Genomic DNA, 15,782 nt, shown 5'->3' with positions numbered 1-15,782 from the left:
GTGATTAGAGTGGAGCAACAAAACGATAAGCAACAGATCGTTGCCGTCCGTAAAAACGGAGACGGCGACATCGTGGAGCTGCAGCTGTCTTCCGGCCAAGTCGTCGGTTACAAAGAAGCTCAGCAGATGGCGAAGAACGATCAGATCGACAACGTGAACGTGTTCAAAGGCAGGGACGGGGATGAGCATCTTCGCTCGAATCCGGATGGACGTACCGATAATAACTTGGATCAGTTGCCGACGTTTTAACTGTCCATGCAAAGGTAAGGAGAGAGCCGCCGATTTGGCGGTTCTTTTTTTGCGGCATGATCGCGATTAAGCGCATTTGCCGGTATCCCCTTTATTCAGGACATCGCTGAAAGGGAGGCGATGGCGGGCTAAATTAGCTAACGAACTTTCTTAGTTAATTCGACGCAAAATGTCCTCAGGGTGCAGAGTTAGTTAATTCGATTCGACTTCAGGTTCGAAGTTAAAGCTGCTCATTGACTAACTTACAACCATCAATTTTGCCGGAACGAAGGAACTTCTGAGCGAAAGGGATATCGCCAAAAAGCGAATGCGGAGAGAAACCGGGAGACTTTAGAGCGCGCAATCGACAATCCATCCAGCCCACATCAAGCTAGTTAAAGTGGAGCCTTCCTTACAATGAGCCTAACCCACTTGAATAACTCGTATGTACAACATAAGAAAAATGAATTCCCTTTCTTCTAAGAAAAATTACAAATTAAAACGAAATATTGTAATGATAGTAATGTAGCTGTAAAATGAGATTGTCATGATGTACGTACAAGTTAATCAATCATTCGATATCAGGAGGATTCCCTTATGTTGCAATTGAAGCCTTACGTATTTTGGTTTATAACGGGCAGCCAGCACTTATATGGTCCGGAGACGCTCGAGGAGGTTGCTTCCCACTCCAAGGAAATGGCCGGCGGACTGTCGGACGATTCCGCTATTCCTTTTCCGATCCTCTTCAAGCCGGTCGTTAAGACGCCGGAAGAAATCCGTCAAATCTGCATCGAAGCGAATTCCGACGAGTCATGCGCAGGAATTATTACGTGGATGCATACGTTCTCCCCGGCTAAGATGTGGATCGCGGGCTTGTCCGAGCTTCGTAAACCGCTTCTCCACTTGCACACGCAATATAACAGGGATATTCCATGGGACTCGATCGATATGGACTTCATGAATACGAACCAAGCCGCGCATGGAGACCGCGAATTCGGCTTCATTGGCGCCCGCATGGGAATCGCCCGTAAAGTCGTCGTCGGCCATTGGCAAGATCCGCAGGTTCGCGGTCGAATCGGCGGATGGGCGCGCACGGCGGCGGCTTACGCGGAGAGCCGACAACTGAAGGTTGCAAGATTCGGAGACAACATGAGGCAAGTAGCGGTCACCGAAGGCGATAAAGTAGAAGCGCAAATCAAATTCGGATGGGCCGTTAACGGTTACGGCGTCGGCGATCTCGTAGAACGCGTTAATGCGGTTTCCGATGCCGAGGTTAATAAGCTGCTAGAGGAATACTCGGATAAATACGATATCGCCGAGGAAGGACGAATCGACGGCCCGGTGAGACATGCGATCGCGTATCAGGCACGCATCGAGATCGCGTTGAAGTCGTTCTTGGAGGAAGGCGGGTTTACCGCGTTCACGACGACGTTCGAGGATCTTCACGGATTGGAGCAATTGCCCGGTTTAGCCGTCCAACGCCTCATGGAGCAAGGATACGGCTTCGCGGGAGAAGGCGATTGGAAAACGGCGGCACTGACGCGTCTGGTGAAAATCATCGCCGGCGGAGTGGATACTTCCTTCATGGAAGATTATACGTATCACTTCGAGCCAGGCAACGAGCTGGTTCTTGGCGCGCACATGCTCGAGATTTGCCCGACGCTAGCCGCCTCCAAGCCTCGCATCGAGGTGCACCCGCTTGGAATCGGCGGCAAAGCGGATCCGGCGCGCATCGTGTTCGACGGCAAAGGCGGAGCGGCGATTAACGTGTCCGTCGTCGATATGGGCAATCGTTTCCGGATGATCGTGAACGAAGTGGATGGAGTGAAAGTAGACAAGGCGATGCCTAATCTGCCCGTCGCTCGCGTATTGTGGAAGCCACAGCCGTCTCTGCAGCAAGGTGCGGAAGCTTGGATTTTGGCCGGAGGAGCCCACCATACGGTATATTCTTTCGCCGTCACGACGGAGCAAATGCTCGACTTCGCGGAAATCGTAGGAATCGAGTGCGTCGTAATCGACAAGAGCACGAATCCCGTCCAGTTCCGCAACGAGCTCCGTTGGAGCCAATTGGCTTGGAAATAAACCGAAGATGCCTATGCGAAACCTCCCGATCCAATGAAGGATCGGGAGGTTTTTTTGACTTGATATAATCCTGTTCAAATCCGCGGAGGAGGCGGAAGTAAATCGGGCTCCTTGTGGATCCGATTGTTTTTGTTGAAATTATAGATTCTAATCGCGATGATCTTGACTATCGCGTAGACGGGAACGACGATGACCATTCCGAGCGGACCGATAATGGCGCCAGCCCCGATGACGAGCATCATGATCGTAAGCGGATGGACGTTAAGCTGCTTGCCCATGATCTTAGGCCCGATGATGTTCGATTCGATTTGGTTGGAAATGATGATGATCGCGCAGGCTTGAAGCGCCGTGATCGGTGATATCGTCAGAGCAACGATGACGGTAGGAATGGCTGCGAGCAATGGTCCTAAGTACGGAATGACGTTCGTTACCGCAGCGACAAGTCCTAGAAGCAACGGATAAGGAAGGTCGATAAAGAAATAACCGCAGAAAGTCAGTGTCCCGATAATCAACGAAGTGATGACTTTGCTAAGGATGAAGGAACCGATCGACGCGTCGATTTCCTTCATGGCGGGAAGAGCTTCGTTGTGCAGGCGATCCGGGATCATTCTCAGCACCAAAGCGGGAAATTTATCCCCTTCCCTCAGCATGTAGTAAATAATGAACGGTACGAGCCCGAGCAGCAGGAAGAAGTTCATGACCATGTTGAACAGGCTACGGACGCTTCCGACTACCGAGTTCAGTATATCCCCAAGCGCCGCAGAAATCTGGGAGGATAAGTTTTCGGTAGAGAAGGTTTCGTCGTTGCTAATATTTTGCACCCATTGGTGCTTCTGGATGGACGTAAGCCACTCGCTTACCGATTTCACGATGTCGGGGAAGTTCTGGACGAGAGTCATAGACTGTTCGCGAATCGGCGGCCATATCAACCAAGAGAATAGGACGATCAAGCCGAGAACGGCTAAATACACGATAACGATCGATAAGGAGAGCGGCAATCTCGTAGCCAATAATCTAACCGCCGGACGGAACATGTAGTAGAACATGCCCGAGAGGACGATCGGGACGAATAAAGCCGCGAGTATTTCGCCTATCGGATCGAATAAGTAGTCTACTTTCATGGCGAGGTATGCGATTAGAAGAACGACGATGATGGCATAACCGATTCGAAACCATTTCCCTTGCGGCATAGACGAACCTCTTTCTAAGTTTGGATTTGATTGATCCGTTAACTTAAATGTAACTCTTCTTTGGCGAACTTAAACTCTTGCAGGAAAATAACGTCCGGAATACGAATGTTATGTTAAGCATACATATATTAGGACGTGGAGACGGAACCACGAACTTTCTTACGACTTTTTTGAAAATGGGGTGAATCTTTTCATAATATTCGCTATAATAAATGTAAGTTTCATGTAAATTGTTAGCATAGTTAACAAAGAGTTAACGCAATTCATGTCGAAAGGTTACGTTTCTCGGTTTTCAAGCAAGCCCTATCCGTCGGGAGGTGACTTCGCATGCAGGCTTCGCCGGCGTTGGTTTCTTCCGACGACCTGTACTTGTTCAATACCGGGCAGCTCTTTCGAGCCTATCGCACTTTCGGGGCACATCCTTTCGAGAACGAAGGTCAATCGGGAATTCGGTTCGTCCTCTGGGCACCTCATGCCAGAGAGGTTACCGTCATCGGCGATTTCAACGGATGGAACGGCGAGCATCGTCAAGTCGTCATGACGCAAATCGGCACGACGGGAATATGGGCAGGCTTCGCTCCAGGACTTAGCGTTGGCATTCGTTACAAGTACGAGATCTTGGGCGCAGACGGGACAAGGCAACTCAAATCCGACCCCTTCGGGTTTCAAAGCGAGCTGCGACCGAATACGGCGTCCATCGTGACTTCACTCGACGAATACGACTGGCATGACCGCGAATGGATCGAGCAGAGAAAGCAGCATCCTCCTTACGAGAAGCCCATGCTTATTTACGAGGTTCATCTGGCTTCCTGGCGGATGGACGCGCCGGAACATTTTCGGGATTACGAGCAATTGGCGCATGAGCTCGTCGACTATGTATGTTCAATGGGTTACACCCATATTGAAGTGTTGCCGCTAACCGAGCATCCGCTGGATCGGTCATGGGGTTACCAGGCAACGGGATATTTCGCGGCTACTAGCCGCTACGGTCCGGCCAAAGGATTGCAGATTCTTGTCGATCGCTGCCATCAGAGGGGGATCGGCGTGTTGCTGGATTGGGTATGCGGCCATTTTTGCAAGGACGATCATGGATTAAGACTGTTCGACGGAGCGCCGCTATACGAGAACTCCGATTACAGACGAGCCGAGAAGCCCTTGTGGGGCACGCTTGCATTCGATTTCGGCAAGCCGCAAGTGTTAAGCTTCCTCCTTTCCAATGCTTTGTTCTGGTTAGACGTCTATCATATCGACGGGCTTAGAGTGGACGCCGTCGCGAGTATGATAGACATGAATTTCGACAAACCCGATTCGATGCGGGTGGTCAACCGTTTCGGCGGAACCGAAGACATCGAAGCGCTCCATTTTCTGCGCAAGCTTAACGAAACCGTATTCCACTATTATCCCGATAGTCTCATGATGGCAGAAGATTCATCCTCTTACCCTGCGGTAACATCGCCAACCTACCTTGGAGGACTCGGATTCAATTACAAATGGAATATGGGTTGGATGAACGACATGCTCCGATATATGGAGACCGATCCTTCCCAACGCTCATCCCACCATTCTCTCATCACGTTCTCTCTTCACTATGCATTCTCCGAAAATTACGTATTACCTCTATCACATGACGAAGTCGTTCACGGCAAACGTTCAATGCTAAACAAAATGCCCGGCAATTATAACGAGAAATTTTCCAACCTGCGTTTATTCTACGGCTATTGGATGACCCATCCCGGCAAGAAGCTGCTCTTCATGGGCGGAGAATTCGGGCAATTCGACGAATGGAAGGATTATGCCGGACTGGATTGGAGCTTGCTTCAATACCCGCTCCACGACAGCATGAGGCGATACGTCGGCGATCTCAACAGAATGTACTTGGACAACGGGGCACTCTGGGAGCGAGATCACGAGCAGGGCGGCTTCGAGTGGATTGACGTCAATAATTCCTCGCAGTGCATGCTTTCTTTTCAACGCAACGGCAAAACATCCGAGAACCCGATCGTCACGGTATGTAATTTTTCCAGGGACACGCATTCGATATATCGAATTGGAGTCCCTCAACCGGGCAATTACAGGCAGATCATGAATAGCGATAAATCCGATTACGGAGGCTCCGGGACGGAAATGCCCTCCTTCGTTTCGGCGCAAGAGATCCCCCTGCACGGCAAGCCTTTCAGTATCGAGGTTCCTGTTCCCGCTTTATCCATTCAACTTTGGCAGTCCGAAATATCATGATCGGGTAAAAGGGTCAGCAATCGGCTTCTAACTTGAGCATTCGGAGGAGTGAAGTTCATGCGCAAGAATGAGTGCATTGCCATGCTGCTAGCCGGTGGAGAAGGTCGCCGTCTGGGCGTTCTGACTAAAGATTTGGCTAAGCCCGCCGTTCATTTCGGAGGAAAATACCGCATTATTGACTTCACTTTAAGCAATTGCGTTCATTCCGGAATCGAAACCGTCGGCGTGCTGACGCAATATCAACCGCTCGAGTTAACCCAGCATCTTGGCATCGGGACGCCTTGGGGGTTGGATCGCCGGGAGGGCGGCATGCACGTGCTTCCGCCGTATGTTCGCCAGAAGGGCGGTACTTGGTATAAGGGAACGGCAAACGCGATCTATCAGAACTTGGGGTTTATCGAACGGTACGACCCCGAGTTCGTCTTGATTATATCCGGCGACCACATCTATAAAATGAATTACGATCTTCTCTTGGAAGAGCACAAGAACAATCGCGCGGACGCGACGATTGCCGTCATCAGCGTGCCTTGGGCGGAAGCCAGCCGTTTCGGCATCCTTAGCGTTGACGACGAAGGAAGAGTCGTCGAATTCGCCGAGAAGCCGAAAAAGCCGGCCAGCAATCTCGCATCCATGGGCGTATATATGTTTACGTGGTCGGTGTTGAAGGAGGCATTGATCAGAGACGAGGCGGAGCGCCAATCCTCCAACGATTTCGGGAAGGATATCATTCCTGCGATGCTGGAAGACGGCGCGCGCTTGTTCTCCTATCAATTCAACGATTATTGGAAAGACGTGGGTACGATCGATAGTTTATGGGAAGCCAATATGGATTTGCTCGAGGATAAGCCGTCTCTCCAACTGAATGACCGTTCCTGGCGAATTTTCTCCGCGAGTCCGAATCAACCGGCGCAATATATCGCTCCTACGGCAAGGGTTCAAGGCTCGCTCATCAACGAGGGATGCGTTATAGAGGGGCAAGTAAACCGATCGGTTCTCTTCCATGGCGCGCGCGTCGGGGAGGGCAGCGTCGTCGAGGATTCCATCCTTATGCCCGGGGCTATAATCGGTAAGGACGCGCGAATCATACGCTCGATCGTAGGAGAAGGCGCGGTCGTCGGTAACGGATGCAAAGTGGGGAGCGTCGACGCCGTGGATATCGCGGTCGTGGGAAGCGGGGAAACGATCCGCCCGGAGGCGGAACTTAAGGAGGCGGAGCCGGTATGAAGCTGCCGATGATGGGAGTCATTAACTTAATTCACGAAGCGGACGAGATGGAAGCTTTAACGGCAAATCGTTGCTTGGCGACGGTACCGTTCGGCGGCCGTTATCGGCTGATCGATTTTACCCTGTCATCCATGGTCAATTCGGGCATTCCCAAAGTCGCCGTCTTCGCTCACCGCAAGTTTCGTTCGCTCATGGACCACTTGGGCTCCGGCAGCAACTGGGACTTGCATCGCAAGCAAAGCGGATTGTTCGTACTGCCGCCATCCATGGAGGATCAGACGGACTTCGGCAAAGGCGATCTCTATCATTTCTATCGAAATCGCGATTACTTCGCCCGCAGTCCGCTAGAATACGTTGTTATATCCCGCAGCCATATGGTATGCAACGTTGATTTCGCTAAAGTGCTTGATCAACATCGCGAGACGGGCGCCGACATTACCGTAGTCTGCAAGCAAACCTCGGATCCTTTACCTGGATTAGCGCGTAAGGCGAAGTTGAACGTATCCGGACGTATCGTCGAAATGCAGGATCATTTCGGCAGGCTGGACAGCGATGTCGTCTCGATGGAAATGTACGTGCTTAGCAAGGATCTCTTATTGGATCTCGTAGAGACATCGCTGGCTCAAGGCAAGGATCATTTCGTTCGCCATTCGATCCTTTCCCGCTTGAACCAATTGCAAGTCCATGCCTTCATGCACGAAGGCGTCCTGGGAGTGGTGAACAATATCGCCGCCTACTACCAGCACAGCATGGAACTGCTGCAACCGGAAGTATGGAAGGAGCTGTTCTTCAAGCCCGGTTCCATCTATACGAAAGTTAAGGACGAACCTCCGACGCATTATCGCAACGGCGCGGACGTTACGCATTCGCTCGTTGCCAACGGCTGCGATATCGCGGGCACGGTGTTCAACAGCATTCTGTTTCGCGGCGTCAAGGTAGCCAAAGGAGCGGTCGTACGAAACAGCATCGTCATGCAGAACGGAATCATCGGCGAAGACGGTTCCCTGGAAAACTGCATTCTGGACAAGGAAGTGGAGATACGCGCTATGCAGCAACTGAGAGGATCCGCGGAAATGCCATTCATCGCCTTGAAGAGGAAAGTCATATAAACGGGAGTTGACCACATGCGCGTAATGTTCGCGGCATCGGAAGCGATGCCGCTCGTGAAGACCGGAGGACTGGCCGACGTCGTCGGAGCGCTCCCGAAGGCCCTTGCCAAACGGGGAGTCGACGTTACCGTCGTTCTTCCTAAATACGGAGAAATTACGAAGGAGATCGCCGATGCCGTAGTCACCTTGACGGTTATGGAGGTTCAACTCGGATGGCGCAGGCAGTATTGCGGAGTTCAAGAAGTAACGGTGGATGGAATACGGTTCTTGCTCATCGACAACGAATTTTATTTCAAAAGGGGTTACCTATACGGCTATGGCGACGAAGCGGAGAGATTCGCGTTCTTCAGCTTCGCGGTGCTCGAGATGTTGGACAAGCTCGAAGTATTGCCTGATATCCTCCATTGCCATGATTGGCAAACGGGTCTAATTCCCTTCCTCTTAAAAACGAGATATGCCAACCGTCCGGGATATCGTGACATCCGAACCGTATTTACGATCCATAACCTGCAATATCAAGGCGTCTATTCGCGAGAATTGCTTCAGGATTTGCTGGCGACCGGGGATAATTCCTTTACGGAGGACAGCTTGGAGTTTTACGGGGCGGGAAGCTGCATGAAAGCGGGTCTGCGTTTCGCGGACAAGCTGTCGACCGTTAGCTTCACGTACGCGCAGGAAATTCAGACCGAGGAATACGGCGAGAAGCTCGACGGCGTCATCCGGCAACGTTCCCATGATCTGTGGGGAATCGTCAACGGCATCGACACCGAGGTGTACGACCCGATGACAGACCCGCATCTTGCTTTTCCCTATCGGAATTCGGCATCCAAGAAACGACAGAACAAAACGGCGCTCCAACAGGAGCTCGGCCTGCCCGTCGACGAGAACGTGCCTATGATCGGCATCGTATCGAGACTGACCGGGCAGAAGGGCTTCGACCTGATCGGGGCGGCGCTTCCGGCTCTTATGAAGGAAAAAGTGCAATTGGTCATTCTCGGCTCCGGGGAAACGGGAATCGAAGCGATGCTGCGTGCTGCATTACCCGGCAATCGAAGCAAAATGGCGGTATGGTTCGGCTTTAACGAAGGCTTGGCGCGCCGTATCTATGCGTCGTCGGATATGTACTTGATGCCTTCCCGGTTCGAGCCTTGCGGATTGAGCCAGTTAATCGCGCTTCGTTACCGTACGGTACCGATCGTCCGGGAAACGGGCGGCTTGGTCGACACGGTGGAACCTTACAACGAATATACCGGAACGGGGACGGGTTTTACCTTCGGTCCCGCGACCGTACACGATTTGCTCTACACGGTCCGCCGCGCGTTGTCCTTTTACGATACAGAGGATCATTGGACGCGGATCGTGACCAACGGGGCGAAGAAGGATTACGGCTGGGAGTCCTCTGCACGTTTATATTGCAAACTATATCGCGAACTCGTCAGCTAAGAAGGAGAGGGATTGGCATGGCTCGACATCTGGTCATCGGAAATGGAAAAATGCTTGTTAATCTGGATAGCAATTGCTTTATACGCGACGTGTATTTTCCTTTCGTCGGGCAATTGAACCATGTAGGCGGACATCTCTGCCGCTTCGGCGTATGGTGCAACGGCGCATTCGCTTGGCTGGACGATCCGGAATGGGTTATTACTCTGGGCTACATCGAGGATTCGCTCGTCACGAACGTCACCGCCCGGCATGATCGGCTAGGGCTGGAGTTGCAACTTAACGACGGCATCCATCAACGGGAATGCATCTACATGAAGCGGGTCGTCGTCCGTAATCTGGGTGACGAGGAGAAGGACGTTCGGGTATTCTTCCACCATGACCTGATGATCGACGGCAACGAAGTCGGAGATACGGCCGCTTTCTATCCGGGTAACCGCACGTTGTTCCATTACAAGCGCTCTTCCTATTTTATGTTCAACGGAAGATCGGAGAAGGGCGGCATTTATCAGTTCTCGACGGGAATCAAGAGATTCCAGTCGGCCGAAGGCACGTGGCGCGACGCGGAGGACGGAGAGCTCATGGGCAACTCGATCTCGCAAGGCTCCGTGGACAGTACGATCAGCTTCCGGACGATCGTTCCGCCCGGGAACGAGAGAACGATCTATTATTGGATGTCCGTCGGCTCCGACATGGAAGAAGTGAAGCGGCTGGATCAATACGTACAAGAGAGCCATCCGGAGAAGCTACTTAGCCGCATCGTCATCTATTGGAATCACTGGCTGACGAGAGTCGGCAGCAGCTTCGGAAACCTGCCCGCGCCAGTCGTCCGCCAGCTCAAGCATAGCTTGCTGATCGTCAGAACCCAGATAGACGAACGAGGCGCTATCATGGCCGCGAACGATACCGATATTCTGCAATACAACAGGGATCATTATAGCTATATGTGGCCGCGAGACGGGGCGCTTATTGCGGACGCCATGTCATTGGCCGGATATCATGGGACGATCGCGCCGTTCTTCCATTTCTGCGGACGAAATCTATCGCCCGACGGATATTTGCATCACAAATACAATCCGGACGGCACCGTAGGCTCCAGCTGGCATCCGTACGTCGTGCAAGGCGTTCCCCGTCTGCCCATTCAAGAAGACGAAACGGCGCTGGTTCTGTACGCTCTGTGGAAAGATTACGCGCGACATGGGGAGATCGAGCTTCCCCAAGCCTTGTACAGCACTTTAATCCGCAAGGCTTCCGCATTCCTGTGCGAATACATGGAACTGGACTTGGGTTTGCCCAAGCCGAGCTACGATCTGTGGGAGGAACGCTACGGGATCTGGACTTATACGGTTGCATCCGTCTATGGCGGCTTGATGGCCGCGGCCTATTTCTCGGATCTGTTCGGAGATTACGACCGCAGCGATCAATACCGGGTCGTTGCCGAGCAGATCAAGCAAGGAATTCTGACGCATCTGTGGGACGAGGAAGCGGGACGATATGCCCGCGGGCTTGTGTTACAGGAAGGGCGTTGGGTAAAGGATATGACGATCGAGAGCAGCTTGTTCGGCTTGTTCGAATTCGGCGTATTTCCCGCGGAAGACGAACGGGTAGCCCGCACGATGCAGGCGATATCCGAGAAGCTTCGCATTCAAACGGAAGTCGGCGGCATCGCGAGATACACGAATGACTATTACTTCCGTCAATCCGACGACATCGATAAGGTCCCGGGAAATCCATGGATTATCTGCACGCTTTGGGTTGCGAATTTCCAAATCGAGACGGCGAAAACCTTGGGAGATCTAGATGAGCCGCGTCGCACCCTCGAGAAGGTTACGACTTTCGCGCTTGCCGGAGGCAATCTGCCGGAACAGGTCCATCCCGAGACGGGTGAGCCGCTGTCCGTCGCTCCATTGACGTGGTCGCACGCCACTTACGTTTCGACGGTGTGCAAATACGTGAAGAAGCAAGAGCAATTGGCGGCGGCTTCCAATTAGGTTGGTGAGCGGAATAGGGATGAGTCGATGGGGAGGGCTGATATTTCAGTCCTCTTTTCCTTGATTAGCGGACAATAAAATTTTTCCAAGACGTTAAATTTTGTTAGTATAGAAAGTGGATTTGAGTACGTTATCACGGGAGGGAACTTCTAAATCATGAAATATCGACCGCTTGGACAATCCGGAATAAAAGTCAGCGAAATCAGCTTCGGCACATGGGCGATCGGCGGCTCATGGGGGCAGACGAACGACAACGAATCATTGCGCGCTCTGGATCGGGCGATGGACGAAGGCGTCAATTTTTTCGATACGGCAGACGTTTACGGCGACGGCAAAAGCGAGAGACTGCTCGCCAAGGCGACTAAGGGCAAGGAAGATCGGATACATATCGCGACGAAGTTCTGCCGTGCCGGCGACATTCACGATCCGGCAACTTACTCGGATGCCAGCGTCCGCCGGTGGTGCGAGGACAGCTTGAAGAGACTGAATCGGGACGCGATCGATCTCTATCAGATTCATTGCCCTCCGCTAGCTATTCTGAAGGAAGGCTCGATATTCGGCGTGCTTGACCGACTTCAAGCCGAAGGGAAAATTCGCGCGTACGGCGTAAGCGTGGAAAGCGCCGAAGAAGGACTATTCTGCTTAGAGCAACCGGGCGTTCAAGCGCTCCAAATCATCTTTAATCTATTCAGGCAGAAGCCGCTCGCGGAGCTGTTGCCTAAAGCGCAAGAGCGCGAAGCCGGCATCCTTGTAAGGCTCCCCCTCGCTAGCGGTTTGCTTACGGGTAAATTTTCCGGGGAAACCAAGTTCGAGGCGGAGGATCACCGAAGCTTTAACCGAGACGGGCAGCAATTCAACGTAGGCGAGACGTTCGCGGGGTTGCCTTTCGGCAAAGGAGTCGAGCTGGCCCGCGAGCTTGCGTGGATTGCCGAAGGGAGAGAGAGCATGACCCGAGCGGCATTGCGTTGGATTCTGGATCAGCCCGGCATCACCTGCGCGATTCCCGGTTTCAAGAACGTTGGTCAAGTCGAGGACAATCTGGCCGCGCAAGACGTTCCGCCCTTCAATGACGAGGAGCAATCGCGGCTTCGGACATTTTATGAGGAGAAGGTTCACGGTCATATAAGAGGCTCTTACTAATCGCAAGATCTCCAGAAACTAAACCTTCAATCCCAAGAACGCATCGTGGGGGTTGGAGGTTTTTTTGTTAACTTTGCGACTGATTCTTCCCTTCATAGTTCGCGACAATCTTCCATAATTATGATAAAATATAGTATAAAAGTCCCTTTTTTAATAGGCACAAAGAATTAGGGTGGGTGAATGCAGAGAAATGAGAAAACATCGAAAATGGATGGGATTCGCAAAGAGGGATGAAGGCTTCACCCTACTCGAAATATTGGCTGCCATTACGATCGTTTCGGTCGTCTCGCTTGCGATGATGGCGTTCTTCGTGAATGCGTTGTCGTCCGCGAAAGGGAACCAGAATAAGACCGTCGTCGTGAACCTGGCGCGGAATGCTTTGTATTACATAGAAAAACAAGATTTTGATACGCTGAAAGCTTACTTCATGAGCACGTCGAAAGTCATTTCCCCGGAAGGCTGCAGTCGGACCCACGAAGACTCGGATTCCGTCATTTGTACGGGGGACGGTTCGACCGCGTTGGCGGACTTATTCAATCGATCGGACTTCTTATTGGAAGTATTGACTCCGAACGTCAACGGAAGGGACTACGTCCTAACCGTCGAATTCGAAGAAAATTATTTCACCGCAAAGGATAAACCATTAGAGGGTTACTTGCTTCCCGTCAAGATAATCGCTCAAACCAAAGGCACCGAAGGAAACAACCGAGACCGAACGGAAGTGGAGGGATACGTGTCCGATGAGAAAATTCGCAAACCGATTGAAGGATGAGCGAGGGCTTAGTTTGATCGAAATGATCGCATCCCTAACGTTACTCTCTTTGGTCACGGCGACGATCTACGGCGTTATTTCATTCGGCTTGGATTCATACCATCGCGTGACGATCGAGAATTCCTTGCGGGACGAAGCGGATCTTCTGATGTCCTCGGTCATTACCGAGCTTTACGCTTATGGCCCGGATACGGTCAGCTTGAAGTCGGATGACGGCAACAACGTGACGGGAATAAAGCTGAATCGTAAGCTGGATACCGCGGAGCCGGATGCCGTAGAGCCCCATGTCATTCAGATTAAGAGCCTGGATAAGGGGTTATACATCGGCGCAGGCGAAGGTCAAAAGCTCGATATACAATCCGAAGTTCTTCCCGAGTCCAGTATTCGATTGAATTGCGACGGACTTCGTTCCTGCGGGAGCGGTTTAATCGAGATCGAGCTTGTGCTGAGTCAGAAGTTCAAGGACCATGCGCAGACGATGAAGTTGGAAAGCAAATTCGGATTCTAGGGGTGCAAGGGAATGCTGCGTGAGGAGCGAGGTTCGGCGCTGCTATTGGTTCTGTTCATGTTGTTTATCTTTACGATGTTGGGCTTGGCCGTCATGAGCGCGAGTATCGGAGGAGCTCATAGATCGGTAGCGAGAGAAAAGGATGTCCAGAGTCTCCACCTTGCCGAGAAGACGTTGACGGAAGCCGTCGCCTACATCGCGGCGAATTACAATAAGCGGGACGATATTACGCTCGAGCAGTTGCAGGAGGATATCGAAGAAATCCAGGCGGATATAGAGGGGAAAACGGTAGTTTCCAAACTAAATCTCGTAAGCGGAAGAGAAGCCAAAGGCATCATTACTGGCGTTGAAATGATGCCTTCCCAAGACGGGCAGGAATACGTCATACGATTATCGGCAGAAGCCGACGTGGACGGCGTAATCAGGAAACTGGTGCAAGATATAAACATTAACGCTTATCCGGATTTTCTAAAATATACGATGGGGTCGGAAGCCGATCTTAAATTGAACGGAGCTCCCTATTTTCTCAATGGGGATGTGTATGCGGGCGTCAATCTGAGGGTGAAGAACGAAGCCGAGTATAAATACTACGGGAGCTCATCGACGACTCCGACCTTGTTTCCTACGATCGCCGGCAATATCGTCGTGGAGGATATTAGCAGGATCTCCTATTGCGATAAAACGATAAGCTCATGCTCTGCCTACCAGGCACTAAACAAGAACGATGCGGACATTCAAACGAAAGTGCACGACATTCTTGGAATAGCGCTGGACAATCTCCAACTGAAAGACAATAAAGCGTTCGTGGAAGTGAATATCAGGGAGTCTTTCTTGGACAAGGTCATGGAAGCGGTAGGGGCCAAGCTGGCGGATCGGAATATCTACAAGAATGAGTTTCAAGCTGGCTCCGGCAAGTTAATAGATTATCTTTCGGATAATACGAACATAAATAAGCTCGGCGCCCCTCGGAGGGAAGATTTCGAAGATGACGAGGATGGCACGTCGGATTATCTGGATCAAGTGTCGGCATACATCGATTCGTTGAATAGCGAACATGCGGCTTCCGTACTCCATATGGGCAACCTGAAGCTTGACGGAAAGGAATTCAAAAGGGTCAAATATACGGTAAGCGCCAAAAACGATAGAACGGGAAGCGGCAACGGCGCTGACAAGGCATATAAAAGCAACTGGTTTATCGTGAACGGAGATTTTGAGATCGATAATGAAATCGACGCGCCGTTAGAGCTGCGGGGCAATATATTGGTGACCGGCAATCTGAAGATCAAAGGAAATACGTCGATAGACGCGACGATATTCGCGTTGGGCAGCACGACGATCGAAGATGCGACGATCAAAGGAATGAAGGATGGCGCCGCCGCCGCGAAAGAGCTCGTCCTCCTATCGTCGGGTCCGATCAACATTCACCGCGTGGACTCCTTCAATAGAATCAGCTCGCCCTATCCCGATCAAACGTCGATCAACCCGATTATTATGGATGCCTTCTTCTACACGGATCAAGATGCGACATTGTACGGCGTCGGTTCCGCGTTTTGGATTAGGGGAGGGTTTTTCGCCAAAGGAAACTTAACGATCAATGCGGTTACCGGTAACGCGGAGCCCGATCGCTCCGATCCGAATCATCCAATGATAGACTTCGTCGGGCACAGCAACCCCAAGATGTCCCGTTTTATAATCGAGTACAATCCATCTATCTATTACAATCAGAAAGTCGGACTGCCAAGGGTTAAACAAATCAACCTTTCGATCGGCAAGAAGAGGCTGCAGACAATCGACTAAGGAAGTCGAATAAAAAGCTCCGAATCCCGTTGGGACTCGGAGCTTATTTGCGTTAGCGTGCAGGAT

General features: G+C 51.6%; 12 protein-coding genes. 11 read left to right on the top strand and 1 reads right to left on the bottom strand.

Annotated features, from left to right (window positions below):
* The first annotated feature begins 9 nt into the window (after window positions 1-9).
* Complete coding sequence (locus tag DFP95_RS11450; protein ID WP_425453272.1) at window positions 10-249, top strand: DUF3892 domain-containing protein; 240 nt, start codon at window positions 10-12, stop codon at window positions 247-249.
* 576 nt (window positions 250-825) lie between these two features.
* A complete protein-coding gene (araA, locus tag DFP95_RS11445; RefSeq protein WP_115992753.1) occupies window positions 826-2,310 on the top strand; it encodes an L-arabinose isomerase in 1,485 nt (494 codons plus the stop codon).
* 74 nt (window positions 2,311-2,384) lie between these two features.
* On the opposite strand, the gene DFP95_RS11440 is transcribed toward araA, so the two are convergent.
* Window positions 2,385-3,500 carry an AI-2E family transporter gene (locus DFP95_RS11440; RefSeq protein ID WP_115992752.1) on the bottom strand — a complete coding sequence of 372 codons (1,116 nt, stop codon included), beginning with the start codon at window positions 3,498-3,500 and terminating at the stop codon, window positions 2,385-2,387.
* 327 nt (window positions 3,501-3,827) lie between these two features.
* Between DFP95_RS11440 and glgB the strand changes: the two genes are divergently transcribed.
* The 9 genes from glgB to DFP95_RS11395 all read left to right on the top strand — a co-directional run bounded on the left by glgB (window position 3,828) and on the right by DFP95_RS11395 (window position 15,716).
* Window positions 3,828-5,735 (top strand): 1,4-alpha-glucan branching protein GlgB, encoded by a 1,908-nt coding sequence (gene glgB / locus DFP95_RS11435; RefSeq protein WP_115992751.1) that lies wholly within the window; start codon window positions 3,828-3,830, stop codon window positions 5,733-5,735.
* 57 nt (window positions 5,736-5,792) lie between these two features.
* Complete coding sequence (locus DFP95_RS11430) at window positions 5,793-6,959, top strand: glucose-1-phosphate adenylyltransferase (protein WP_115992750.1); 1,167 nt, start codon at window positions 5,793-5,795, stop codon at window positions 6,957-6,959.
* On the top strand, window positions 6,956-8,068 hold the full coding sequence (gene glgD, locus DFP95_RS11425; protein ID WP_115992749.1) for a glucose-1-phosphate adenylyltransferase subunit GlgD: 1,113 nt from the start codon (window positions 6,956-6,958) through the stop codon (window positions 8,066-8,068). Before DFP95_RS11430 ends, glgD begins: the two co-directional genes overlap by 4 nt.
* 15 nt (window positions 8,069-8,083) lie before the next feature.
* A complete protein-coding gene (glgA, locus tag DFP95_RS11420; protein WP_115992748.1) occupies window positions 8,084-9,511 on the top strand; it encodes a glycogen synthase GlgA in 1,428 nt (475 codons plus the stop codon).
* A gap of 17 nt (window positions 9,512-9,528) precedes the next feature.
* Window positions 9,529-11,499, top strand: a complete 1,971-nt coding sequence (locus DFP95_RS11415; RefSeq protein WP_115992747.1) for a glycoside hydrolase family 15 protein — start codon at window positions 9,529-9,531, stop codon at window positions 11,497-11,499.
* Window positions 11,500-11,655: 156 nt separating this feature from the next.
* The gene (locus DFP95_RS11410) at window positions 11,656-12,639 is read left to right on the top strand and encodes an aldo/keto reductase (protein WP_115992746.1); all 984 of its coding nucleotides are present in this window, start codon (window positions 11,656-11,658) and stop codon (window positions 12,637-12,639) included.
* A 190-nt stretch (window positions 12,640-12,829) separates the two neighbouring features.
* A complete protein-coding gene (locus DFP95_RS11405) occupies window positions 12,830-13,411 on the top strand; it encodes a type IV pilus modification PilV family protein (RefSeq protein ID WP_115992745.1) in 582 nt (193 codons plus the stop codon).
* Window positions 13,380-13,919, top strand: coding sequence for a prepilin-type N-terminal cleavage/methylation domain-containing protein (locus tag DFP95_RS11400; protein ID WP_115992744.1), 540 nt, complete (start codon window positions 13,380-13,382; stop codon window positions 13,917-13,919). Before DFP95_RS11405 ends, DFP95_RS11400 begins: the two co-directional genes overlap by 32 nt.
* Before the next feature lie 12 nt (window positions 13,920-13,931).
* Window positions 13,932-15,716: a hypothetical protein gene (locus tag DFP95_RS11395; RefSeq protein ID WP_115992743.1), complete on the top strand. Its 1,785-nt coding sequence runs from the start codon at window positions 13,932-13,934 to the stop codon at window positions 15,714-15,716.
* The last annotated feature ends 66 nt before the right edge of the window (window positions 15,717-15,782 follow it).

It is taken from the genome of Cohnella lupini, assembly GCF_003386205.1.
Classification (GTDB): Bacteria; Bacillota; Bacilli; order Paenibacillales; family Paenibacillaceae; genus Cohnella; species Cohnella lupini.
Note: the sequence above shows the minus strand (reverse complement) of the source record. Positions and strands in the feature narration are given on the sequence as shown.